Here is a 24,664-nt window from a genome sequence, read left to right as displayed (position 1 = left end):
GCGTTTAATTTACCGGCCACCCCCACAGGCGTGGGAGCAATAATTGCAGGTAAACCAAAAGCACCAGCGCACAGAAATGGCACACCTGGCGATGCAAGGGCTGACCGCGCTGCTTATAAATTCCGCGGCCACAATACACCAACACAAACATACTGACGACCAAAAGCAGGGCAGGGGAGCAGAGGATCGCATTTCCAGTGCCCCAGAAAACACCAAAGCTCAACATGACGTAAAAACTGGGCGCAAGCATCATCGGCAAAAACCACGGATCTGGCCGGGGATTCAGCTGAAATGGATGGTTACTTGCGACTGCGTTCATGATGAAATATTTAACCTAGAAACAAAATGACGGCAATCCATTTCGTTCAGAATTGCCGTCATCGAAGAATGCTTTAAAGAAAAGTCTACTCCTTCCCGTCAAGCAGATCAGGATTATCGCCGTCCGTGCCGATCGCATCCCCGCCATGCACCTCCACCTTACCAAGAATGGTATCAGTGATTTCCTGCATAATTTCCGGGTGCTGCCCGAGGTATTCCTTCGCATTTTCTCGGCCCTGGCCGATGAGATCCCCCTTGTAGCTGATCCAGGCGCCCTTCTTTTCGAGTAACTTGTGCTCAATACCGAGGTCGAGAATCGAGCCCGTGCGAGAGATACCCTCGTTATACATAATGTCGAATTCGCACTCGGTGAAGGGCGGAGCCACCTTGTTTTTCACGACCTTGAGGCGGGTGCGGTTGCCAATCACAGAACCGTCAGTCGCCTTGATCTGGCCAATACGGCGGATGTCCATGCGAACGGAGGAGAAGAACTTCAGCGCGCGGCCACCAGGAGTCGTCTCCGGGCTACCAAACATGACGCCGATCTTCTCACGAATCTGGTTCGTAAAGAGCGCAATGCACTGCGTGCGGTTGATCGCAGCGGTCAAACGGCGCATCGCCTGGCTCATCATACGGGCCTGTAGGCCAACCGTCGAGTCGCCAAACTGGCCATCGAGCTCGTTCTTGGAGACCAATGCTGCGACCGAGTCAACCACGATGATGTCCACCGCGCCGGAGCGAATCAGCGTCTCGGTGATATTCAAGGCGTCCTCACCGGACTCCGGCTGCGCCACCATCAGGTTCTCCAAATCCACACCAACGATCTTGGCATAGCGAGGATCGAGCGCGTGCTCCACGTCCACAAAGACCGCGTTGCCACCTTGGCGTTGGCACTCCGCAATGACGCTCAAACAGAAGGTCGTCTTACCCGAAGACTCCGGGCCATAGATCTCACAGATGCGGCCCTTGGGCAAACCGCCCACGCCCAAAGCCAGATCGAGCGCGACCGAGCCGGTCGATATGACATCAATATTCTTCTTCGCTGCCTCGCCAAGCTTCATGATGGCACCATCGCCAAACTGCTTGTTAATGGCGGAGATTGCCAGGTCGAGCGCCTTATTATCGCGCTTGTCGGGAGTGGGAGTTTTCGTGGATTTCTTTGCGGCCATGGATTATGCGTGTAGTTGGTTATTTATTAAATTTGTTTATCGAGAGAGAAAAGCAGGTTTCAATCGGTGACGCAAGTTCATTGTGGCAACTTGTTCACATATTTTTATGTGCATGACTATCAACACTTAGGAACGAGAAGTCAATTCAGTGCATGCGGTTTGCGCACGAAATACACGGTCGGTGCCTGGATCAACGCGGCGAACAAAAGCATGCTTTGGAACGCAGGCGGCGCAACTTTTTGCCCAGCATTCGCCGCCAAAATGTAGAGAAACATCAGGTCGATCACCATCAGAAAGCCGAAGCCCACCGTGAGAACACAGAGAGAAATGAAGAGCGCGCGCCATAACTTTGGTGCTGCAATGCGCGACCAAGGCAGCATCAACATGCCGCCAAACAGGCAAAAATAGAATGCCTCAAACTCCAGCAAGCCCGTCGGCGCTTGGCCCATCCAACGTGCGGCGTTGAACGGAATCCACCCAACAAGAAACACGCCCGTCGCCACACCAATCGCCCGCGTGTAGCGCAGACCCTTGAGCGTGTGTTCGGGGACATCGCTCTGTGGCGTTGTATCAGAAGTCATCGCGGGGTTACCGTTCACACCTACCAACAGAACCAGCCTTTACAAAAATCCTCAACCTTCAACCGAGCACAGATGCACATTTTTCACTCCAAAGGGTAGGGGAGTCGTCGAAAATGAAAAATATGCCGCCTCCTTCATGAAAACTTGAGATACAATTCTCAAAAACACCCCAGCGCGAAATGACGACGCCTACGCGATCTAGGCGCCATCGCTTCCAAAAACTGGACCTAGGTCCTACAGCATGCCTCGTAATTCGATAATCTTATCGTTTGATCTTCAGGGCACTTACTACAATTTCAGCAAAAAATTCAGGCGTTAGATTTCAAACAGCCCTTCTTTTTCCGGCGGCTTCACACGCTTCGCCTCGCGAAAACTACGCACGGCAAAGGGCGCAAAGAGAATATACAGCACCAAGCCAACCACATTCAATGTGCACAACACGACCATCCAGCAAATCTTATCAACGTCGCGCATGTCATTCTCCCGTGTGTGGCACACCACCGCGAACAACCAGATGGTTTCGACAATCGCAATGATCGCGACTAACCCCGGGCCAAGCTCAAAAGGGAAGCTCATGGGAACAAGCTACCACCTACTGTCCTAATTTAAAAGTATTTTCCCTAAATCACTAAACGTCGCGCGATTCAATCTCCGCAATCGCCCAGCTGGCATGCTCGGCTGCTAGCGCGTCATCCGAACTGGCGATCCGCTGTAGCGACGGCAAATCTTCAGCATCACCGACATTCCCCAGTGCGACACACACATTGCGACGCCAGCGACTCAGCCCCGAGCGCTTAATCGGTGTTCCAGCAAAGGCTTCAGTAAAGTCCGCCTCATCCCAATCAAGCATGACGCGCAAGTCGGGATAATCCCGCGGCGCAAACTTCGCCTCTCGCGTCACCTTGGCCCAGCGATTCCACGGGCAAACATCCAGACATTCGTCGCAGCCGTAAATACGATCACCGATCGCCCGCCTGTATTCATGCGGGATTGCGCCCTTATGCTCAATCGTCAAATAGGAAATGCAGCGACGTGCATCGAGTTGATAGGGACCAGTGATCGCTCCGGTCGGGCAGGCGTCGATACAGCGGGTACACGTGCCGCAGTGACCGCGCGCCGGCTCGTCGGCCGGCAGCTCGAGCGTCGTGAAAATAAAACCGAGAAAAAGCCAAGTCCCGTTTTCGCGGTTTAGTAAAATCGTGCTCTTCCCTTGCCACCCCAACCCAGCCTGCTCGGCAATGGGTTTTTCCATCACCGGGCCGGTATCGACATATGGACGCTGCGCGCTGCCAAGCTCGTCCCGCATAACGAGGCAAATTCGCTTCAGCTTCTTGGTGATCGTTTTGTGGTAATCCTTACCGAGTGCGTATTTCGCAATGCGCCCACGGCGCGCAGGCTCAGGCTGGTAGTAATTCAGCCCCACGCAAATAATGCTCCGCGCCTCTGGAATGATATTCTCTGGAACCAAACGACGATCATTATTCCGCTCCAACCAAGACATCTCCCCATGCTGCCCACCCGCAATCCACTCCAAGTAATAGTCTCTGCGCAACGAAACATCCACCGGCGCAACACCAAAAGCATCGAAACCCTCGGCTTCAGCTAGCGCGCGCAGACGTTCCTTGATCTCGGACATGGTGGGGAAGATTAAAGGAAAAAGATTAAAGGAAAAAGGGAAATCGAAGCAGCAACCGGACCACCAAAAACAATCAACGAAGAACAAATCTAACCACTCTAAAAGCTTCCAAACTTTGCACTACAAAGCGACTTTCTACTACAAAGTTGCTTTGCCCCACAAATCCACTCTGCCAAACAAAGCAAAGCCACACATGCCTCGCCGCACATTTTCGCAATGCGAAAATCTACCGATGCAACGGGACGTTGCCGGGACGTTGCCTAGACTTTGAGGTCGAGTTGTTCGATGCGTTTGCGGAGGGTGGCGCGAGTGATGCCGAGCAGCTTGGCTGTCTTCACTTGGTTACCTTCAAACTCCTTGAGCGCGCGCACGATCATCTCGCGCTCGATTTCGCTGAGGATATTTTCGTCCGTATCCTTACGTAGAATCTTGTAAAGCGCATCGCAAGCATCCTGCAAATTACCGGACACTGCCGCTTCGATCGGAGTAGTAGGAACGACTGCAGGAGCGCTCTGCGCCTGGGTTGGAGAGGCATCGCCCACCGGCATGGGAGGCGGCGTTTGACCTTCAGCATCTGGCTTTGCTACAGCTGGCGTCGCGCTGCCCCCAGTAGGAATGTCATTAAATTTATGCAGGAGCTCGTCCGGCAAATCCTTGCGGAGAATCGCTTCGCCACCGGCGACGACGGCGCTGCGGTAAACGAGGTTTTCCAACTCGCGCACGTTGCCCGGCCAGTCATAGGCCGTCATGATCGACATCGCATCCGTGGAGAAACGCTTGGCGCGCGTCTTGCGATTGCGGTTGAGCTTTTGCAGCACGAAGTCGATCAGCGAGGGGATGTCTTCCTTGCGCTCGCGAAGCGAAGGCAGGCGCAGGCGCACGACATTGAGTCGATAGTAAAGGTCTTCGCGGAAATCGCCTTCCTCCACGAGCTTTTCGAGGTCGCGGTTGGTCGCGGCGATCAAGCGCACATCCACCTTGATCGTTTCATTGCCGCCGACGCGCTGGATCTCACCTTCCTGCGTGGCGCGGAGAATCTTCGTTTGCGTGGTCAGCGACATGTCGCCGATTTCATCGAGGAAAATCGTGCCGCCATCACAGAGCTCAAACTTACCACGTCGCTGCGTCGTCGCACCGGTGAAGGAGCCTTTCTCGTGACCAAACAGCTCGGACTCAATCAGGTTTTCCGGAATCGCCGCGCAGTTCACCGCAATGAACGGCCGACCATTGCGCAGACTGTGCTGGTAGATGCAGCGCGCGACGAGCTCTTTACCCGTGCCGCTTTCACCGGTGATCATCACGGTCACATCGCTCGCGGCAACTTGGCCAATGACCTTGAAAACTTCCTGCATCGCATCGGAGCTGCCGACGATGCCCTCGCGATAGTCGTCGCTGTTGAGCGTGGGCTCGTATTCCTCCTTGGTCTCGTGAAGGTCAGCGTAAGCGGCGAAGGCCTTCTCGATGAGGCCCAAGATCTTCGCAATGTCGAATGGCTTGATGATGTAGTCAAACGCGCCGAACTTCATGGCCTCAATCGCGGTTTGCGTCGTGCCAAAGGCAGTCATCAGGATGACCATTGAGTCCGGGCTGGACGTGCGCAGGTGCTGCAACGTTTCAATGCCGGTAATGCCGCCCATGCGGTTGTCCAGCAAGATGACGGAGGGCTTCTCCTTTTCGGCGACCTTCAGGCCTTCTTCACCGGATGACGCCTGGATGATCCGGTAGCTGCGCGCCGAGAGCACGCGCTCCAGCGAATAGCGAAGACCTTCATCATCATCAATTACCAATATGGACTGTTCTACGGACATGACATTATTCTCTGATCCGCGCTTTCGCTTGCGCGGTTGATTAATGCACCTACCGTAGAGTCCTTTCTAAGAAGCGCAAGTGTTGAACACATCATGGAAAATTGGCCGTTTATTCGGCATCCAGCTGGAAATTCATTTCACGTTTTTCCTGCTGCTGGCATTTTACGTCGTCATGGGCCACCGCGCCTATGGCTGGCATGGCGCGCTCACGCTGGGCATCATGATCGTGTTGGTGTTCATCTCCGTCGCCCTGCACGAGCTGGGGCACTGCCTCACCGCCCAGCACTACGGCATCCAGGTGCCGCGCATCGTGTTCATGGCGATCGGCGGCATGGCGCAAATGGCGAGCATCCCCCGCGATCCGCGCAAGGAAATGATCATTACGATCAACGGTCCGCTGGTTAATTTCGCCATCGCCGGCGTGCTCTTTGCCGCGTTGTCGGTTTATGATGGCGACCCCGCAAACGTCGCCCAAGGCGCGGTCAACGTGCTGCGCAAATACGTTTCCGACGACTACGTCCGCTCGCCCTACAATCCGTGGTCCCTGCATTGGACGAGCTTTGCGTGGGGCCTACTCGGCTGGAACATCGCTATGGGCCTCTTTAACCTGCTGCCCATTTTTCCCATGGACGGCGGGCGCCTGCTCCGCGCCGCACTGGCCAAGAAAGTCAGCTACCTACGCGCCACGGAGTTCTCCGTATGGACGGCCAAAGTGATTGCCGGCGGCTTGATTGCATGGTCTCTGCTCGTCACGCATCACTACCTGCTCGTTGTGCTGCTGGTGTTCATCTGGGTCGGCGGCGATCAGGAGCTGAAATACGTGCGCGTGATCGAGCGCTACGTCGGCAAACACATCCGCGACATCATGAAACCCGCGCCTGCCGACTTAAGCCTCATCCCGCTGACCAAGCGCACCTTCCAGCCCGATGACCGGGTGGACGACCACACTGCGGAAATCTTTTCCCTGAGCGGCGTAGCGATCCCCGTCGTAGGCGACGGCCACCTCGCAGGCCTCGTTTACCCGGACGAACTTTGGGAGCGAGCGGAACGTTGAAAGAAGCCTAATCCTCCAGTTGCACTTCCTTGTTGCGGTGGCGGGGGCAGCCAGCGCGGAGCCAGCCGTTGACGAACGGGTCGAGCTCGCCGTCCATCACGGCTTGCACGTTGCCGGTTTCGACGCCGGTGCGCAGGTCCTTGACCATTTGGTAAGGCTGGAAAACGTAGCTGCGAATCTGGTTGCCCCAGCCGATTTGCCCCTTCTCACCGTAGAACTTTTCCATCTCCTGGCGCTTCTCGTCGAGCTTCAGTTCGTAGAGCTTCGACTTGAGCTGACGCATGGCCTGCTCCTTGTTTTTGTGCTGGGAGCGCTGGCTCTGGCAATAGACAACAATGTTCGTTGGCAAGTGGGTCAGGCGGACGGCAGACTCCGTCTTGTTGACGTGCTGGCCACCGGCGCCGCTCGCGCGCTGCAGGTCGATGCGAATTTCGTCCGACGGGATGTCCATGTCGATGTCGTCGTCAACTTCGGCCACGACGTCCACCGCGCAAAACGAGGTGTGGCGGCGGGCATTGGAGTCAAACGGCGAGATGCGCACCAGGCGGTGCACGCCGCGCTCGGCCTTGGTGTAGCCGTAGGCGTTGACGCCCTCAAAGCGCAAACTGACGCTGGAGATGCCAGCTTCTTCGCCCTGTTGCAAGTCGAGGATTTCGACCTTCCAACCGCGGCGCTCAGCCCAGCGCGAATACATGCGGTAAAGCATGTCCGCCCAGTCGCAGCTTTCGGTGCCGCCGGCACCGGCCTGCACGGAAAGGATCGCGCTGTTGGCGTCCATCGGGCCCGTCAGGAACGAGCCGATCTCGAGGTCGGCCAGCTGCGCGTGGAGCGCTTTGGCCGTCTTGGTGATCTCAGCCATGTATTCGGCGCCTTCTTCCTCGTCGGCTTCTTCGACCAGCTCGACCATCGCATTGAGGTCGTCGACCTGCGGCTGAAACTTGGTAATCGCTTCAATCGCCGACTTGCACTGGTTGCTCTCGGCAATGACTTTTTGCGCGGCCTTTTGGTCGTCCCAAAAGCCGGCGCCGCTCATCTGCTCTTCGAGCTCGGCAATGCGTTTTTGCTTACCCGCGACGTCAAAGATACCTCCAAAGATGCCCGGAGCGGCGGGTAATTTCTTCGATCTGAGAGCGGACTTCGGGTTCGATTTGCATGGCGTGAAAAAAGCAGGGCGCCGCGTGGCTTGGCAAGCAGGAATGTGAGGTAGGGACGGTTGCCCTCAACCGTCCGATTACATCCCGAGAGCCGATTCAACTGAACGGACGGTTGGGGCAACCGTCCCTACCTTAGCCATTCATCGCCACGGTGATGCCCCAGGCCAGCGCGATCAGCAACAGCGGCACGACCAGCAGCGACTTGGAACGCGACAGGTCCGGCCAGCGCGACAGCAGGTAATACCCCAATGCACCGAGCGGAATGCCCGCCACAAAGCCCCACACGTGGGCCAAAACATCCGTGTTGCCGCCGCTGAAACCCGTCAGCAGCAGGATGATAATCCCCGCGCCAAGCGGGATGGCGCGGTGCTTCAGACTCGCGCGCTCAGCCGGGGAAAACCGCCCCGCCAACGCATGCCCCACGAGCATCCCCAGCGCGCCAAAGATCGCCGTCGAGGCGCCCAGCGAGCCGTGGTATTCCGGCCAGTAAAACCAGGCATTGAGCACGTTGCCGACATAGCCGCTCAGCACAAACAGCGTCCACGCCAGCCCTGCGCCGAAGATGCGGTTGATCAGGAACCCGAAGCAAATGCCCGAAACGAGGTTGCTGATCACGTGGTCAAGCCCGCCGTGCAGCGTGAGCGCGGTCATCGGCAGCTGCCATTGCCCGCCGTCAAAAATCTTCGTGTTGATGCTCACGCCCAGCTCGGTGAAGCGCGGCCACGCGGACTGCGCAGCGAACATAATGATCAACACCAGCGCGTAGCCCACGAGGCTCAGCGGCGAGGCCGGCGCATCGGAGGGCAGGGCGGTGAGGGGACGCGGCGGCCAGTTTTTATTCTCGCGCTGATACTTGGCGAGCTGGTCGTAGATGGCGTCCTTTTCGGCCTCATCGACCCACAGGTAGTAGCCGCCTTGCTCGCCGTCCACGAGCTCATAGGTCAGCCGCATGGCAAGGATCACGAGGCCATGCTCGCGCGCCCGCTTGGGCGAGGCATACGGCCCAATGGCAAACACCCCCGGCGGCGGCGCGGGTTGCGGTTCGGCAAACTGGTCGGTGGTTTCGGCCACGGGATTCACAGGAAAATCTATTGCGACGGCCGTGGAAAGCATCAAACTCGGGCTATCTTGTCGCAACACGACGCACAGAAGCAAATTATCGCACTCCGTATTGCGCGAGAAGAAGCACAATACGCCCGACAACGCCGGTTTCGCAACCGCGTGTCGCAGATTGCCTGGCCCCTTGGTTTGGCCTTCGCCTATGGCTCGTCTTACTTTGCTACCTTCGCGCCACAGCCGCTGTGGCGCGGGCTGTGCTTTCTTGGTTGGACGCTGATGCTCGTCGCCTACCTGGAGCTCTACGCCGCCCCCAAGGAAGGCAGCCTGCTCAAAGTTTTTAAAAAGTATGACAGTGACATGAAAATCTGGCTGGGCATAATCCTGCTATGCTCACCTTGGCTCAGCAAACTGCTGAACCTGTATTTGCTCAGCCGCCAATGACCCATTCCACACTATGAGCCTTCCCACGCCAGATCCTCTCGACCCCGCAACTGAAGCTGCGAGCCTGCTGGACCGCATTGAAGCCGCCGTCGCGCCGGGGGGTGAGCGCCCGTCGTGGGACCAGTATTTCATGGCGACCGCGTTGCTCATTTCCTCGCGTTCGAGCTGCGAACGCCTCCATGTGGGCGCGGTGATGGTCTCCGCCGGCGCGCACCCCAACCGCATCATTGCGGCGGGCTACAACGGCTTCTTGCCCGGGCATCCGCACCAGTCCCGCGTCCGCGACGACCACGAGCAGGGCACCGTCCATGCCGAGCAAAACGCCGTGGCCGACGCCGCCCGACGCGGCATTTCCGTGCAGGGCGCCACGGCCTACGTCACGCATTTTCCGTGCATTAATTGCACAAAGATTTTGCTGTCCGCTGGCATTGCGACCATCAAGTATCGCCACGATTACAAGAACGACCCCATCGCGATGGAGCTTTTGCGCGAAGCCGGGGTCGAAGTGATAAAGTTATAAATCATGAAGCAAACCCCCTTTCTTTGTCTGGCGCTCGCGAGCGCATGTGCATCCCTCTTGGCCGATGACTCCATCGACAACGCGCCGCCGCCGCCCAAGCCTGAGGCCACCGCCGCAGCATTGCCGGTTGGCCGTTTTCTGCTCAATGAGGCGGGCAACACCCAGCTCCTCATCGACACCGCCACTGGCCGCGTGTGGCAGGTGACCCGCCGCGCAGGGGACACCACCTTGACGCCCGTCCACTACGAGCACGGGCCCGAGGCCAAGACGCCGCTGCCGGACTACACGCCCCCGCCCGATAACGCCCGCTTCCTCAAGACGCCTGCCGACCCCAAGCTCGAAGCCGAGCGCCAAGCCACGGCCAGAGAATTCATCAACGAAAAGATCGACGGCCCGATCATGACCTACACCGCGCAGGTCGGCGCCTTCCCCACCAGCCTCGCCCAGCTGTCCACCAATCTCGGCAACAACCCGCGCTGGCAGGGCCCCTACATTCGCGAAACCCTCATCGACCCGTGGGGCAACCACTACAAATTCCTCTACCCGGGCATTCAGAACCCCGACACCTACGACGTCTGGTCTCTCGGCCCCGATGGCATCCCGAGCGAGGACGACATCGGCAATTGGTAGCGCCAACCGCCTGCCGCCTTTACACTGGCCATGCCTCCATGGCCGGCTAGCATAGTTGGAGTGAATATGAGCGACTTAAAGGCCGATTTTGATGACTTGTCCGGACAACTGCTGGTTTCGCACCCCTCCCTGCTCGATCCGAACTTTCGCCACACCGTAGTCCTGATCTCCGCGCACACCGACGACGACGGCGCGCTCGGCGTGATCATCAATCGCCCGCTCGGGGTAACCCTCGGCGAGAAAAACGACGACTTCACCTTCGGCCCCTTGTCCGATGTGCCCATCTATGAAGGCGGCCCCGTGCAGACCGACCAAGTCATCCTCGCCGCCTGGCGCTGGGACGAGGACGGCCGCGTGTTCCGCCTCCACTTTGGCCTCAGCGAAGAAGCCGCGCGCAAGCTCAAGCTCGCCGATGACAATGCCGAGATCCGCGCATTCCTCGGCTACTCCGGCTGGTCGCAAGGCCAGATGGAGCACGAGCTTGAGCAAAACGCCTGGCTGGTCAGCCCCGTCACCGACACCCTCCTGGCCGACGAGCACGGCGAGGACCTGTGGAAATCTTACCTCCACCGCCTCCAGCCCGAGCTCGGCTTCCTCGCAGACGCCCCGGACGACCCGTCGTTGAATTAAGGCCTCACACTCCAGTGCCTAAGTCAAAACTCATCACTTATTTAGCCGTGCTCTTAATGGGCTTGGCGGTATGCAGAGCTGAGCCTTATGACTTCCTCAACGATACTTCATACCATGATGTGCCGCTAACGCCGATACCGTCGAAAGTGCTCCAAGAAATCAAAATTGGTAGCGACATCCGGAAGATCTTCAGCAAATACGGCATGGGCCGCGAAGTGAAAGACATCCCATTAGTGGGCGTCATTCAGCCGCTTGAAGGCAACAAGCTGGTCTTCTTTTGTTTTTGCAAGCTTCAGGCATCCGGAGCTGAGAACAGAGAATTGCTTTCGAATTTTGACGGTTCGATTCAGAGCATCTACGTTTTTGATGATCGAGAACATTTTTTCCAAGGCCGCTTTCTCAAACCAGACTCATTGCGAGGCCAAAGCTTGACCGACATCTTCAATGCAATGAATGCCAGTCCAGAAGCACCGGAAACCCAACAGTAATCATGGCGCGACTGAGAAATTTCATCTTAATTATAATCGCACTGACCTTCGGCCTGCTCCGCGCCGAGGAAGTTGAATACGTGTGGAACGTCGACATCGAGGTCAACAACCGCGATCCGCAGGCCAGCGACACGAACCCGACCACGCCGTTTCGCACGATTCAAGCGGCCGCCACCAATGCGCTGGGCTATGCGCGGGCGGGCAAATCCGTGCGTGTGGTCATCCACCCCGGGCTCTACCGCGAGTCGGTTACTTTGCGAGACAAAGTAGACGAGACCAATGCGTCCATTAAATTTGAAGCCTCCGATCCGGGCAACGTCGTCATCAACGGCACGGACCAAATTAACGGCTGGAAGATTGGCGACTACGATATCTTTGAACTGCCGTGGACTTATCAATCCAAGGAAAACCCGACGGTCTATGTCGAGGGCGCGCGCTTGGTGGAAGCCTCGTCGCCCGACCGCGTGCGCCAAGGCCAGGTGTGCTACGTGCGCGGCGAGGAGCCGAAGATTTACCTGCTGCCGCCCAAGGGCGCGGCGGTCAAGCCCGGCACCGTGGAAGTCAGCCGACAAGACGTGGGCTTTCGCGCCGAGCACGTCGATGGCCTCTATTTGGAAAGCCTCGCCTTCGAGCGCGGCTTCGATGCGGCAATCGACATCGCGGGCGGCGACGGGGCAATCCTCAACAACATTGCGGTGGAGTATTGCCACGGCGACGGCGTGCGCTTGGCGGACTTGGGGCAAGTGCGCATTCGCAGACTGATCGTCGACCGCTGCGGCGGCAACGGCGTGGTGCTGCGCAACTTGGCGCAGCTCGTCATCTCCGGCGTCGAAGCGAAGCTCAACAACTGGTCGCGCAGCTCGGGCTCGCTCGCGGGCTTGCAAATACTCGACTGCGGCGCCGTCAAGGTATGGTCGCTCAAGGCCTCGGAAAATCATGGCGACGGCTTTGTGCTGGCGCAGTCCACCGGCGAATCCCAGCTGGCCAAGCTGACCGTGCTCAACAACCGCTCGGGCTTCGTCTGCCGGGACAACGCGCAAGTCGCATCCGTCAGCGAAAGCCAGTTCGCCTACAACGCCAAGGAAGGCGTGGTGCTGCAAGGCGGCGGGCTTTACCTGATGGCCAATGTATTCTACGGCAACGGCGTTGACCAACTACTGCTGGCCGAAGGCGAGACGCCCAGCGAGCTCCAGCTTTCGCGCAACATCATCGTGGCCCTCGACGACGCAAAGCTCATCAACGTCGCGGCGCCGGAGCATGGCATTCAGGCCGAAAAGAACCTCTACGATTCGCTCGCCAAGAAGCCATTTGAGGCGCTCGGGCAGGCGCTGACCTTTGCCCAGTGGCAGACCGTGGCCGGCATCGACCTCGATTCCTTCCTGGGCGAAGCCAAGCTGCTCGACCCGGAAAACTACACGTTCACGCCCACGCCGCAGAGCCCGTATTTCAAGATGAGCCGCTGGCCGGTGCGAAAATTGGATTGATAAAGCCTGCTTTTACGCTTGTTTAGGCAACCTTGTCCAAAACCCTCCAGCATTACCCTTTAGGGGCCACCATTCCAGACACCGTGCATGCGGTGTGCTGTAGCCTGCCCACGATGGACGACGTGATCGGCTACGAAGAAAAGCGCCCCGAGACCATCGCCCAGGTAAAATACGCCTACCCGCGCTTCGTCCTGCACGACTACGTGGTGCAAGCGATGAACCTCGCCAGCGAACGCCTCGGCCTCGCCGATAAACAAATTTTCCTGCTGCCGTCGGAAGGCGCCGCCAAGAGCTGCATCAAGTGGCTGGGCGTCGAGGGCGCCGAGATCCGCGAAGAGTTCGACTTCTTCTGCATCGTCTTGCCGAAGACCGAGGAGCTGCTGCGCCGCGGCAAAGCCTTCCTCCAGCACACCGGCCTCAGCATTTCCTCGCGCCACGCCGAGGACTACCTGAAGCACCACGGGTGCATGGATGCGGGCAAAGACTTTGCATTGCAAAGTTACTCTGCGAAAGAAAGTAAGCCGCGCGTCATCAACGTGCTCCGCCGCTACCTACCCACGGATCACCTCTACCTGGCCAACTGCGGCATGAACGCCTTCTACGGCGCCTTGCAAGCGGCGCAGCAAGTGCAGTCCGCCAAAGGCCGCTCGCATTACTTGCAGCTCGGCTGGCTCTACCTGGACACCCAGCGCATCCTGGAGCAATTCATCGGCGCTGAAAGCACGCTGACCGTCCACTACGATGTCTTTGACGAAGCGTGGCTGCGCAACTTCTTTGCCGAGCACGGCAGCCAGCTTGCGGCCATTGTGACCGAGCTGCCGACCAATCCGCTGATCCAAACACCGAACGTCGAGCTGCTCAATGAGCTTTGCCGCGAGCATCGCGTGATCCGTATTTACGATCCGACGATTGCCGCGATTTCCAGCGTAGACGTGCTGCCACACACGGACCTGCTCGTCACCAGCTTAACGAAGTATGCCGCGCATGAAGGCGACGTGATGATCGGTGCCGCGGCCATCAACCCGGAGAGCCCATTTGCCGACGAACTCGTGGGCGCGCTCAACGGCAAATGCGAGCCGCCCTACGTGCGCGACCTCGCCAAGCTAGCCGCGCAAATCGACGCGATGCCCGAAGTGGTCGCCAAGCAAAACGCCAACGCCAAGGCGCTGGCCGCGTGGCTGGAAACGCATCCCGCCGTGAGCAAAGTGTGGCATCCGTGGTCCGAACAATGCGCCAAGAACTTTGCCGCGATTGCCCGCAGTGAAGAGTCCTGCGGCGCGATGGTTACCTTCGAGCTCAACATTCCGCTGAAACAATTTTACGACCGGGCGCGCATAGTGAAGGGCCCGAGTTTTGGCACCACGTTCACGATGATGTGCCCGTTCATGTACCTCGCGCACTTCGACCAAGCCAGCACCGAAAAGGGTCGCGCCGAGCTGCGCGCTTGTGGCCTGAACCCGGAGCTCATCCGTCTCTCCGCCGGCGTCGAAGACATCGAGGAAATCAAGCAGGCCCTCGGCGAAGGCCTCGGAGATTAAAGTAAAAAGGAAAAAGATTAAAGTAGACGACGCACGCTCTCAGGAATTTGCGAAGACTAGCGAATCGATTCATCGCAATACCCTGGCCACTGAAAACCAGCCATCCTTTTTCCTTTAATCTTTTTCCTTTTTCCTCCCCTTACTTCGTCTTCATCACGAAGACGCCATCCCAGTTTTCGCCGGGTGGTTCTTCAAGGTAGTAGAGGCAGCGGGCGAGCAGGACGTCGCTCGGAGTCGTCGGCGCCTCCTGGTTTTTCTCGGGGCGGTTGGGCTCGAGCTCCACGGATTGTTCGAAGAATTCGATGGCACCGTTGAAGTCCTGCTGCAAGTAGCGATCGATGCCTTTTTGGTAAATTTCCAGGCAGCGCACGGTCTCGTCGTCCATGTCTTCCTTGAGGCACACGAGCTCATACATTTCGGCGGGCTGACTGCGGCCCTTCACACGAATCTTGTCGAGGTAACGGAAGACGCACTCGTCGCTCACGGCCATGCAAGCCTCGCGGGTTTCGCCAGTGACCATGATGTAAAGGCCGTAGGACTTCGCACCGGATTCACTGCGCGCCGCGAGGTTCACCGTGTCGCCCATCATGGTGTAGTTAAAGCGCGATTCCGAGCCCATGTTGCCGACAACGGCCGGGCCGGTATTGACGCCAATTCGGGTCTGCATCTTGGGAACAATTTCCGGCCAGTCGTCACCCTCGGCTGCCCACTTGTCACGCAACTCGTTTTGACGCGTCTGGATTCGCGCCGCCGCCATGCAAGCGCGCAAGGCATGGTTCTCGACGTGCAAGGGCGCATTGAACATCGCCACCATAGCGTCGCCGATGTATTTATCAAGCGTGCCAAACTCCTCCTGTAAGATGTCCGTCATCGCCGTGAGGTATTCATTCATGAGCGTCACAAGGCGGTCAGCCGGCAACAGCTCGGAGAAAGTTGAAAAGCCCTGAATGTCGGAGAAGAACGCCGAGATCTCGACTTCCTCCCCGCCCAGTTGCGGCTCTTCGCCGGACTCGACCATGTTGTTCACAAGATCGGGCGAGAGGTAAGCGCCAAACATGCCCTTGATGCGGCCGCGTTGCTTTTCTTCGACCACGAGCTGATAGACGGCACCTGCGGTGGTCGTGGTAATCGCCGAGGCAACCGGCGCAATGAACGGCAGCACCAGGTGAAACACGCTAAACGATCCAAAGACCAGCCCCACATACAACACCAGCACAAGGCCGCTGCCGACCTTCATCCACACGTTATAGCGACCAGTGTAGGTGCCCAGCGCAGCGACGAGATAAGTCAGCACCAACGTAATCAACGCATGATGCCACCAGTCCAGCCGCTTGATAAACTTGCCGGTAAAGATGGTCTTGATCGCATTGCCATGCATGCCGACCTTCGGCACCGGCACCGAGTCAAAGGGCGTAGGGGCCAAATCCTGCAGCGTAGTGTCCGTCGGCCCAATGAGCACGATGGCGTCCTTAAACTGATCAAAATACTCCCTGGCTTCCTTCTGTTGCGCTTCATTACCGTTTTCCAGCATGTGAGCTGCGTCGAAGATGCGCGCCATCGATGCGCGCGTATTGTATTCGCTAAACCACCGCGAAAACCAATTAACCTCCATGATCTGCCCTTCGACCATCGGCAGCTCAATGATCGGCTCATCATCCTTATAAAAGATCATGCGGTCTTCTTCGATCACGATGTCTTCGGGATCGAGGCCGAGGTGCTTACGGGCCAGTTCGATGCTAAAATGCAGGAAGGTTTGCTTGGTGTTCAACGGCATGAAGCCCAAGTTCTGGAAATTATTTCCCAGCACCTGTACCGTGGGCTCCCGGATGATGTCCGCCTCTGGAACTCTAAGAAACTGCTGGTTCTCGATGGATTGTTCGGTGTCTTCGAACAAGAAGTTATCGTTGAAATTCAAGTCATAGAAATACTCATAGCCCTCCAGCAAATTGAGGGTGTAGTAGGGGCCCTCCGCCTCGGCATAGAGGGGGATCCAACGCGGCACCGTATCGCCTGACATTTCTTTATCCTCTGCAATCAGGCCAATGCCATTCGTACCGTTGCCCATCAAAACCAATGGAAAAGTCGGCATCTCCGGAAAGGTCGTCTTGGGTGTGTACGGATAGTCGGCGCCGTATTTTTCGTGAAAATAAGTCAGCGGCATGTCTCGATAGCGTGGCTCGATGTGTTCGCCGTTCTTGATGCGCTCGCGTTCTTCGAAAGTGTAGGGCAGGGGGATCTGAGTGTAATTGGCGGCCAGCACCACGTTAGGATACTTGCTCAGAACTTTGCGGAATTCGATGTCGCTTTGGTTGACGTGTTCCGGCTGAACCAGCTCTGAGCTGGAATTTTTGGAGAAGATAAGGTCGAAGCCCACCGCGCTTACGTGCCCATATTCAAACAATTTCTCGGCAACCTGCCCAAAGCGAAAACGCGACCAGGGGCGCTCTCCAATCCTGCTAATCGTTTCGGCGTCTACATCGACATAGATCACCTTCACTTCCGGAGCCTCCAGCTCTCCGCGCACCTTGTAGCGCCAGTCCATGGCCAGGTTCACCAACTGCTGGGAATACACTTTGGCAAATTTTGCTTCGGTGAAGAAAATCCAGAACAGAGGTATCGGGAGCAGACACAGTAGTAGTTTCCATCTGCCGCCAGTAGAGTTAGCTGCCATGATGTTTCTTATAAAGCATTCTGCGGAAGGGAAAAGCTTAAAGGATTTCCCCGCGTGCTGACACCGCAGACCAACGCTTCAGCGCAAACGTCGCTGCGATCAACGCGCCAGCGCCGACCAACAACCCCACCCACCCCGGGGCACCGAGGCCCGCCGGAATGAACCCCAACACCGCCGCCGCCAGCGCCGACATCAGCGCGAACGGCAGCTGCGTGCGCACGTGGTCGTGCGGGGTCACGTCACAAGTAATCGCGCTGACCAGCGTCGTGTCGCTGATCGGCGAGCAGTGGTCGCCAAACACCGCGCCGCTGAACACCGCCCCAACCGCCGCCGCGTATAGTGGAGCCAAATCGCCGAGCTCCGCGCCCGGGTGGTTGGCGATCAGCGGGATCGCGAGTGGCATCAGGATGCCCATTGTGCCCCACGAAGTGCCGGTCGAAAACGAAATCAATGCGCCGAACACAAAGATGATCACGGGCAACAGCGCCAGCGGCGCCCACGCGCCCACGAGGTCGCCGAGCAGCTTACCGGTGTTGAGCGATGACAGCGTTGAGCTGAGCATCCAGGCGCCCACGAGGATCAACACCGGCGCCATCAGGTGCTTCACGCCCGCGCCATAAGCCTTGCCGCCTTCGGCGTAAGTCCGGCCGCTCAGCGGGAAAAACAACAGCGCCGCCAGCGAGGCAACCACGCCGCCGAAGACGAGCACGAAGGCCCCGGCATTGCTGCCAAAGGAGGCCGTGACCTTATCCACCGTCAGCGGAAAATACGCCGCATCGTCGCCCAAGGCACTCGGCACGCCAAAGTAATACAGGCCGCCGAGCAGCGCCAGCAACAGGGTCAATAGAGACACCACGCAGAGCAGCAGCCCCCCCGAGGTCGCCGTGGACTCCGCTCCCTGCGCCTCACCTTGGCCAGCCTTGGCGCGGGCTGCGCGTTCGTAGGCGCCCATAGGCCCGGGGTTGAAATTGCGCCAGATCACCAGCGCCACCATCAGCAGCGTAAACCAGCAATAATAGTTGTAGGGCAGGGACCGCAAAAACCACGCGTAGGGATTCGTCTCCTCGCCGATCAGCGCAAAGCCCTCGCGAATCATCGACAGCTGGTAGGCAATCCACGTCGAGAGAAACGCCACGCACGCCACCGCCGAGCTGGTCGAGTCGGCCAGGTAGGCCAGCTTCACGCGGGAGACGCCATGCCGCTCCGCCAGTGGGCTAACCAGCCGCCCGACAAGCACGCTGTTGGCGAGCCCGTCAAAGAAACACACCAGCCCAAGGCCCGCCGCGCCCGCTTGCAGCCGGGTGGGGCTCTCGCCGCCGCGCAGCAGGTAGCGCCGCAAAAAATACTCCAGCCCGCCGCTGCGCTCCAGCACCGCCGCAAAGCCACCGAGCAGCAGCGTAAAGGCCACCGCGCTCAGCTTCCATTCGCTGGTAAAATGCGGCGCAAAGTGGTCGCCCATCAGCGAGAGAAACGCCACCCACGGTCGCCCGTCGCACAGGATAATTGCCCCGCCCGCAGCGCCTGCTACAAGCCCCAGCAGCGCATTGCGCGTTAAATAAACCACGCCCAGCGCCACAATGCTCGGCCACAGCGCGGTGAGCAAGCTGCCCGTCGCGCCGCCCATCTGCCACCCCAGCGGCCAACTAATGGCCCACAAGATAACCGCCGCGCCCCACCGGACGCGCGACACACCTTCGGTCTGCGCAGCATCAGCCATAGGCCTCATCGTGGATGAGGGAGCTTAAAGTGAACAGATTAAAAATTGGAGGGCGACGCGCCACGCGATATCGCGCCCTGAAAACCAAGAGGTTGGATTGACCGTAGATGGATTATATATCGCGGCATAAAGCCGCTCCCACGGAGTGCACGACTTACCTCGTGGGAGCGGCTTTACGCCGCGATGCGCAATGCTGGGGGCAGCGTCAGCCACATTGTGCAAAGCCAAACCAAACGAAGCGGCAACGACGAAGCGTTGCCCTCCAGCCAAGCACTGCTCCAACCAAACACCCGCCAAAGCCAAGCACCGCCAAAGCCGAGCAGCCGCTTTAATTTGCTCACTTTAATTTTTAATCTCCCTAAACCACTTCCAGGTCCTTGCCTGCGGCGGCGACCAGGCGGTCGATGGCGTCTTGGGCGAGGGCTTCGGTTTCGGCTTCGGCGAGGAGGCGGAGCTTGGGCTCGGTGCCGGAGTAGCGGACCAGGATGCGGCCCTTGCCGGCCAGCTCGGTTTCCAGCGTGGCCATGACTCGGCTCAGCTCCGGGCATTCGGCAAGCGGAATTTTCACCGCGACCTTCAGGTTTTGGGTCGCTTGTGGGAAGAGTTCCACCGTCGCAGCCAGCTCAGAGAGCGGGCTCTTGGTTTCGAGCAGCAAACCCACGAGCTGAATTGCGGCCAAAAGGCCGTCGCCCGCCACAGAGTAGTCACGGAAAATCATGTGGCCGGAGGACTCGCCGCCAAAGTTATAATCGTTCTCCAGCATACAGTGGAGCACGTTGCGATCGCCCACATCCACGCGGATGACCTTGCCGCCAGCCTGCATCATGGCACGGTCGAGCCCCATGTTGCTGTGCACGGTGGCCACGAGCGTCTTCTTGCGCAAGCGGCCAGTCTTGATGCCATATAGGCCGAGAATGCCGAGCAGTTGGTCACCATGAACGACGTGCCCCTTCTCGTCGCAAACGACCAGGCGGTCGCCATCGCCATCGTGCGCGATGCCAAGGTTGGCACCATGCTCCAAGACAGCAGCCGCGAGCTTATCCGGGTGTTCGCTGCCAACGCCGTCATTGATATTCAAGCCATCGGGCTCGCCGCCAAGCTGGATAACCTCCGCGCCGTAGTGGCTGAACACCTTCGGCGTTGTCGCCGCCGTCGCGCCGTTGGCCGTATCGATGACGACTTTCCAGCCCTTGAGGCAGCCCTGGTGCATCAGCGAGCGCAAGACATTCACGTAAAAAGCGCTGCCATCGTAGTCGTGTCCACAGTTTAGACAATGGTCTGCTGGCGCGACGTCCACGCTGTCAATAAATTGCTCGATCTCGGCTTCGGCGCCAGCGGAAAACTTGAGGCCGCGGTTATCGAAAAACTTCAGGCCATTGTCGTGCGACGGGTTGTGCGAGGCGGTAATCGCCACCCCCAAATCGGCATGCAAGTCGCGCAGGCTCATGGCCACACCGGGGGTTGGCACCACGCCGAGCCGAATCACGTGAATGTGGTCCTTGCAAAAACCCTCAGAAAGCAGCATCTCCAGCTCTTCACCCGAGGCGCGGGTGTCGCGGCCAATGACGACGGTGATCGGTTTTGCCTTGTTGTGCTTGCGCAAAAACGCGGCCACGCCATAGCCCGCACGGCGCACAAACTCAGGGCTCAGCAGATCTCCGCCTACGCGCCCACGAATGCCATCGGTGCCGAAATACTTAAGCTTCATCCCGCGTAAAACTCCTTGAGTTGCGTCAGCCAGCGCTGAAGCGCGCCGCCAGTTAAAATTTCCCGCGCCGCGCCAATGCCCTCCTTCAGCGAGCTGCAGCGCCCAGCCACCCACAGCGCCGCCCCGGCGTTGAGGCAAACGGTGTCCTCCAAGCCCTGGGGCGCCTTGCCCGCCATCAGCCGTTCGAGGATGATTAAATTGTCGTTCAAATCGCCACCCTTCAGGTCTGCCATCGCACAGGGCTCCAAGCCGAGACTGGCCAGGTCGAGCGGCGTTTCGGCATTCCACAGGACGCCTTCTCCGGACTTGCCGAGCTCGCCCACGCCAGCGCCGAAGTTGACACCTGCAGTCGAAAACTCATCCATGCCGAGGCCGTCGCCCATATCGCAATGCGCGACGAGGCCGCGCTTGAGGCCCACGCTTTCCAGCGCATAAGCCACGGGCTCGACCCAGCGGCCCGGGAACACGCCCAGTAGCTGGTAGGCGGGCTTGGCGGGGTTGATCAGCGGCCCGAGCAGGTTGAAAATCGTGCGGCGGCCTTGCTCGGCCAGCGCCTTGCGCACCGGCATGATCTCCTTGAATGCCGGGTGAAAAGCGGGTGCGAAAAAGAAGGCGAAATTCAGCTCCTCCACCGAATGGCGGATGGTCGGCAGTGAGGCCTCAAGGTCGACCCCCACGGCGGACAACAGATCCGCGCTGCCGCAATTGGAGGTGATGGAGCGGTTGCCATGCTTGAGGACAGGCACGCCCGCAGCAGCAACAATGAAGGCCGACGTCGTGGAAATATTAAAGCTGCCCGACTTGTCGCCCCCGGTGCCCACGATGTCGATCGCGCGCTGGGCAATCTCGGACAGGCCAGGGTCGCGGGCCACTTCGCGGAAGGCTCCGGCAAAGGCGGCAAGCTCCGTCGGGGTTTCCCCACGTGCGTTCATGGCGGTCAGCAGGGAGGCCTTTTCTTCGGCTTGCACATCAGCGGCAATGAGCAATTGCGCAGCTTCACGTGCGTCTTCCGCCGACAATCCGTCGGCAGCGGAAGCCAGATTCGTTAGGTCAGCTAGATTGGCGTCAGGCATAAGTAGGGCGAAGTTTTAGTTATTTAGTCTGATAGCGCAGTCTCAAGCCAAAAATCCCCTAGCTCTCCAATGCGGTGCCCCCAGGGGACTGAGGTCAACTGTCCACCACCAGACACGATACAGCGCGACCAGCAACCCGCCTACCGCATCTACACTATTTCAAGATGAAAAGCAGGGCTAATTGGCCCCCATCTACTAGATTCCCATTACTTTAATTTCGTAAAATACCGGCAAAAGTCACGCTTTGCAGGCCGCCAAAGCGCGTCTCGGATTGCCATTAGAATAATTTTGGTTTTCATTAAAGGGGTGTATTCTTGTTGGCTGCTTATCGTAATATGCTCGATCTCCGGGATCTGGTTGACGGGGTGCTCTGAGCCGGGCTCCAGTGGCGCCCTCAATCAAAACATTGATACGCAATCTGCCACCATCCGCGAACAATACGTGGAGCGCGAAGACGCAGTAAACGCTTCACTTGCCGCCCGCCAAGCTTACATTCCCTCGCGGGATAGCATCAGTAGCAGCCTGCTCAACGAGTTTGCAGCAACCCCCTCACCAGGCCTCTCACTGGCAACGGCCTACAGCCAGCTAGCGGCACGCATCCAGAAAAACCCCAACTGGCGCGCCGACCCTGCAATCGCTGAAGCTTGCTGCCAATTACTCAACCAAGCCATCTACGCCGGTCAGCAACCTGGAGACGAGGACTATGAGCGCGCCCTCGCCTGGCTGATGGAGATCGTTGAGGTAAGCGGGCGTTTTGGCGAACGCCCCGGCCCCTTGGAGCAATGGATGAGCCTGGATCAATCCCTGGTCAACGCCGCGCTGCATACTGCCTTGCTTGGCGATTACCGCCTTAAAGACCAAAGCTTCTTTGCCTTCTTGCCGCTGTGGACCATGCACCAGGTCCAGCCAGACTCAGACCAAGCTACGCGAAAAGCCGTCACCAAATTCCTGATAGGGCAGAGCCAGCTTTACCCTTCGCCCAACATCCAGTGGTGGCTGGAAAATGTGCCGCAACCCCCGATCCACCTCAAGCGGTTCGACGCCGTGACGCTGCCGGCAGACTTCCCGCCGCCGCCATCCTTTGGCTTTTACCCGCAGGCCGCCGTGGTCCTGTGGCGTTCCAGCTGGGCGCCGGGCGCTGATGGGCTCGTGACGCATGGCGCATTGGCCGACGATGCCGCAACGTGCCTCCAGGCTGGCAACGTCAGCTGGACGCCTCATGCTGAACCCGTGCTCGTGCTCGGCAACGAGGCCACGCAAGGCTACGCCATCGGCGCCGAGCCCAATGAAGACGGCGCGATCATGGCGTCGCTCATCCCCGCCAGCAGTGTGATCCGCGTGGGTGAGAACCAGCCTGAGCCCGGTCGCGCACCCATCATCGTTCGCGAGCTCAATGACCACAGCGGGAACCTCCGCGTCAACGCCTCTGAGCTATTCCCCCAGCTCAGCATCTGGCATCGGGATTTGTTTTGGAAAACCGGCGGCGAGCTGCGCATCATCGACACCATCAGCTACGATTTTGGCAAACGCGACCGGACGTCCTTCTTCTGGCGCTTGAGCGCGACTGAACCCGTCAGCATTGAAACGGACCGCAAGCGCACGATTGTTGAATGGGGCGAGAATGCAATCGTCTTCCAGGGCAACACGCCGCTGGAAGTAGATCAATTCCTGGTCCCCGTCAGCGCGACGGACCCCACCCCGCAAGTCGTCATCCGCCTGCGCACGATCGGGCGCCCGCATTCCCTGCGATTGCTCACCCGCGTGCTGCCACGGGAAAATGTCGCTCCCGAAGAGGTCGTCGACATGGCGAAGATCCCAGCCTCAACTGGCGCAAATTAACCGCCTCCTCGCCCAAAACTTTGCTTTAGATTCCACAAAATGAGCAATTTTGGGCCTTAAAATGGCATAAAAGGACTGCTTTTCAACCGAAATCCCACCCGATAAATTCATAAGTCACTGACATAAAGCAGCTTGAGAGTTTCTCTTAAAAAATGACGCCTCCCAAGGGCAATTTTTGCGAAAAACCCCTGCTCAATCAGTGTAGTAAATTCAAGCAGGCGATGGAACGCCCCCTAGCATTTGCAGTCAAAAGTTTGTAGCAAAATGCCGACCCGGTATGCCATATGCTTAGTTACAATCAGCGCGCAAATCACATTTGAATGTTGATTTTCCCGCTCTCTTCTTCAGATTAACTACAACCCGGGAGGGCAAACCCATCATGAGTGCTTACGATTTCGATAATTCATCCGACGGCGACTGGGAAAACAGCGAAGAATTGAGTTGGAACGAATTTGACTGGCAGCGCTACCTGAAACAAAACGACAAAGAAATCGCGGAGTTTCTCGGGCACTACCACCGCCTCAAGCACAAGCCCGGCCACCTCGACGAAATTGCCCAACTGATGAAGTGGGAAGTCGAAGACTGGGGCGGCGCTGATTTTGAAGAGACCGACGAGGAAATGGAACAAGAAGAGAGCGAAGCGGCCAGTGAGACCGACTTCGATCCCTACTCCGTGCACAAGCACCCGGTTTACATCGTCAGCCACGGCCTTTACCAGCACCTCTTCCACTGCTGGGAGCACTTCCTGACGCAGTCCAAGGGCTCGGTCGACGCCATCATGGGCGCGCGCTTCGCCACCAGCCTCCACGCTGGTGAGTTCAACGCCGTCATGGGCATCAACGCCCTCGACATGGGCGACTTCAATTTGGCCGTGTGCCACCTGAAAAACGGCCTCGCCGCCGTCAACCACACTATGGCCGTCCTGCAGGAAGTCCGTTGCGAAAATGTGCGCCTGCTCCAGGCCTTCCAAGGCGAAGTCCTCCAAGTTCTCTTTGACCTGCGCGACCTCTGGCTCCGCGTCATGAATGACTGTCGCGAGGAAGAGCGCCGCGGCAAGGAGCGTTAATCGGCCTGTAGCCGATTAGTCCGTAAGGTGGGTGATTTCATGAGTGTCTAGGTTCGTAAACTGGCTTGGACCATTGCGCC

General features: G+C 58.4%; 23 protein-coding genes. 10 read left to right on the top strand and 13 right to left on the bottom strand.

Annotated elements, in window-relative coordinates:
* Positions 1 to 4 precede the first annotated feature (4 nt).
* The 6 genes from RBB62_RS04105 to RBB62_RS04080 all read right to left on the bottom strand — a co-directional run bounded on the left by RBB62_RS04105 (position 5) and on the right by RBB62_RS04080 (position 5,512).
* On the bottom strand, positions 5 to 253 hold the full coding sequence (locus RBB62_RS04105; protein WP_309397319.1) for a hypothetical protein: 249 nt from the start codon (positions 251 to 253) through the stop codon (positions 5 to 7).
* A 151-nt stretch (positions 254 to 404) separates the two neighbouring features.
* Positions 405 to 1,487: a recombinase RecA gene (gene recA / locus RBB62_RS04100; RefSeq protein ID WP_309397317.1), complete on the bottom strand. Its 1,083-nt coding sequence runs from the start codon at positions 1,485 to 1,487 to the stop codon at positions 405 to 407.
* Positions 1,488 to 1,627: 140 nt separating this feature from the next.
* Complete coding sequence (locus RBB62_RS04095; protein ID WP_309397315.1) at positions 1,628 to 2,068, bottom strand: hypothetical protein; 441 nt, start codon at positions 2,066 to 2,068, stop codon at positions 1,628 to 1,630.
* Between the two features lie 315 nt (positions 2,069 to 2,383).
* Complete coding sequence (locus tag RBB62_RS04090) at positions 2,384 to 2,644, bottom strand: PLDc N-terminal domain-containing protein (RefSeq protein ID WP_309397314.1); 261 nt, start codon at positions 2,642 to 2,644, stop codon at positions 2,384 to 2,386.
* A 52-nt stretch (positions 2,645 to 2,696) separates the two neighbouring features.
* On the bottom strand, positions 2,697 to 3,704 hold the full coding sequence (gene queG / locus RBB62_RS04085) for a tRNA epoxyqueuosine(34) reductase QueG (protein ID WP_309397312.1): 1,008 nt from the start codon (positions 3,702 to 3,704) through the stop codon (positions 2,697 to 2,699).
* Positions 3,705 to 3,964: 260 nt separating this feature from the next.
* Entirely contained in the window at positions 3,965 to 5,512 is a 1,548-nt protein-coding gene (locus RBB62_RS04080; RefSeq protein ID WP_309397310.1) for a sigma 54-interacting transcriptional regulator, read from the bottom strand.
* Positions 5,513 to 5,591: 79 nt separating this feature from the next.
* Here RBB62_RS04080 and RBB62_RS04075 point away from each other — a divergent pair, with 79 nt between their 5' ends.
* On the top strand, positions 5,592 to 6,566 hold the full coding sequence (locus RBB62_RS04075) for a site-2 protease family protein (RefSeq protein WP_309397307.1): 975 nt from the start codon (positions 5,592 to 5,594) through the stop codon (positions 6,564 to 6,566).
* A 7-nt stretch (positions 6,567 to 6,573) separates the two neighbouring features.
* Here RBB62_RS04075 and prfB read toward each other — a convergent pair.
* A protein-coding gene (gene prfB / locus RBB62_RS04070) for a peptide chain release factor 2 (protein WP_309397305.1) occupies positions 6,574 to 7,720 on the bottom strand; the annotation gives its coding sequence in 2 pieces (ribosomal slippage) (positions 6,574 to 7,644 and positions 7,646 to 7,720; 1,146 coding nt in all).
* Positions 7,721 to 7,852: 132 nt separating this feature from the next.
* Complete coding sequence (locus RBB62_RS04065) at positions 7,853 to 8,860, bottom strand: rhomboid family intramembrane serine protease (RefSeq protein ID WP_309397303.1); 1,008 nt, start codon at positions 8,858 to 8,860, stop codon at positions 7,853 to 7,855.
* On the opposite strand from RBB62_RS04065, the gene RBB62_RS04060 reads away from it, so the two are divergent.
* From RBB62_RS04060 to RBB62_RS04030, 7 genes are all read left to right on the top strand, one after another.
* Positions 8,849 to 9,220 carry a hypothetical protein gene (locus tag RBB62_RS04060; RefSeq protein ID WP_309397301.1) on the top strand — a complete coding sequence of 124 codons (372 nt, stop codon included), beginning with the start codon at positions 8,849 to 8,851 and terminating at the stop codon, positions 9,218 to 9,220. The genes RBB62_RS04065 and RBB62_RS04060 overlap by 12 nt on opposite strands.
* Positions 9,221 to 9,233: 13 nt before the next feature.
* Positions 9,234 to 9,740, top strand: a complete 507-nt coding sequence (locus RBB62_RS04055) for a deoxycytidylate deaminase (RefSeq protein ID WP_309397299.1) — start codon at positions 9,234 to 9,236, stop codon at positions 9,738 to 9,740.
* A 3-nt stretch (positions 9,741 to 9,743) separates the two neighbouring features.
* Entirely contained in the window at positions 9,744 to 10,370 is a 627-nt protein-coding gene (locus RBB62_RS04050; RefSeq protein ID WP_309397297.1) for a type II secretion system protein GspG, read from the top strand.
* Between the two features lie 66 nt (positions 10,371 to 10,436).
* On the top strand, positions 10,437 to 11,000 hold the full coding sequence (locus tag RBB62_RS04045) for a YqgE/AlgH family protein (protein WP_309397295.1): 564 nt from the start codon (positions 10,437 to 10,439) through the stop codon (positions 10,998 to 11,000).
* A 14-nt stretch (positions 11,001 to 11,014) separates the two neighbouring features.
* Positions 11,015 to 11,488, top strand: coding sequence for a hypothetical protein (locus RBB62_RS04040; RefSeq protein ID WP_309397293.1), 474 nt, complete (start codon positions 11,015 to 11,017; stop codon positions 11,486 to 11,488).
* 2 nt (positions 11,489 to 11,490) lie between these two features.
* Positions 11,491 to 12,972 carry a right-handed parallel beta-helix repeat-containing protein gene (locus RBB62_RS04035; RefSeq protein ID WP_309397291.1) on the top strand — a complete coding sequence of 494 codons (1,482 nt, stop codon included), beginning with the start codon at positions 11,491 to 11,493 and terminating at the stop codon, positions 12,970 to 12,972.
* A gap of 32 nt (positions 12,973 to 13,004) precedes the next feature.
* Entirely contained in the window at positions 13,005 to 14,510 is a 1,506-nt protein-coding gene (locus RBB62_RS04030; RefSeq protein ID WP_309397289.1) for a PLP-dependent transferase, read from the top strand.
* Positions 14,511 to 14,649: 139 nt separating this feature from the next.
* Here RBB62_RS04030 and RBB62_RS04025 read toward each other — a convergent pair whose 3' ends face one another.
* From RBB62_RS04025 to trpD, 5 genes are all read right to left on the bottom strand, one after another.
* On the bottom strand, positions 14,650 to 17,181 hold the full coding sequence (locus tag RBB62_RS04025; RefSeq protein WP_309397287.1) for a CHASE2 domain-containing protein: 2,532 nt from the start codon (positions 17,179 to 17,181) through the stop codon (positions 14,650 to 14,652).
* 37 nt (positions 17,182 to 17,218) lie between these two features.
* Positions 17,219 to 18,898 carry a Na+/H+ antiporter NhaC family protein gene (locus RBB62_RS04020; protein ID WP_309397285.1) on the bottom strand — a complete coding sequence of 560 codons (1,680 nt, stop codon included), beginning with the start codon at positions 18,896 to 18,898 and terminating at the stop codon, positions 17,219 to 17,221.
* A gap of 173 nt (positions 18,899 to 19,071) precedes the next feature.
* A complete protein-coding gene (locus RBB62_RS04015; RefSeq protein ID WP_309397283.1) occupies positions 19,072 to 19,239 on the bottom strand; it encodes a hypothetical protein in 168 nt (55 codons plus the stop codon).
* A 17-nt stretch (positions 19,240 to 19,256) separates the two neighbouring features.
* On the bottom strand, positions 19,257 to 20,606 hold the full coding sequence (gene glmM / locus RBB62_RS04010) for a phosphoglucosamine mutase (RefSeq protein WP_309397281.1): 1,350 nt from the start codon (positions 20,604 to 20,606) through the stop codon (positions 19,257 to 19,259).
* Positions 20,603 to 21,679: an anthranilate phosphoribosyltransferase gene (trpD, locus tag RBB62_RS04005; protein ID WP_309397279.1), complete on the bottom strand. Its 1,077-nt coding sequence runs from the start codon at positions 21,677 to 21,679 to the stop codon at positions 20,603 to 20,605. The genes glmM and trpD overlap by 4 nt, the downstream gene beginning before the upstream one ends.
* Positions 21,680 to 22,036: 357 nt before the next feature.
* On the opposite strand from trpD, the gene RBB62_RS04000 reads away from it, so the two are divergent.
* Positions 22,037 to 23,518 carry a hypothetical protein gene (locus RBB62_RS04000; RefSeq protein ID WP_309397277.1) on the top strand — a complete coding sequence of 494 codons (1,482 nt, stop codon included), beginning with the start codon at positions 22,037 to 22,039 and terminating at the stop codon, positions 23,516 to 23,518.
* A gap of 379 nt (positions 23,519 to 23,897) precedes the next feature.
* Positions 23,898 to 24,584: a hypothetical protein gene (locus RBB62_RS03995; protein ID WP_309397275.1), complete on the top strand. Its 687-nt coding sequence runs from the start codon at positions 23,898 to 23,900 to the stop codon at positions 24,582 to 24,584.
* Positions 24,585 to 24,664: the final 80 nt, after the last annotated feature.

The organism is Cerasicoccus maritimus (assembly GCA_031296935.1).
Taxonomy (GTDB): Bacteria; Verrucomicrobiota; Verrucomicrobiia; order Opitutales; family Cerasicoccaceae; genus Cerasicoccus; species Cerasicoccus maritimus.
Note: the sequence above shows the minus strand (reverse complement) of the source record. Positions and strands in the feature narration are given on the sequence as shown.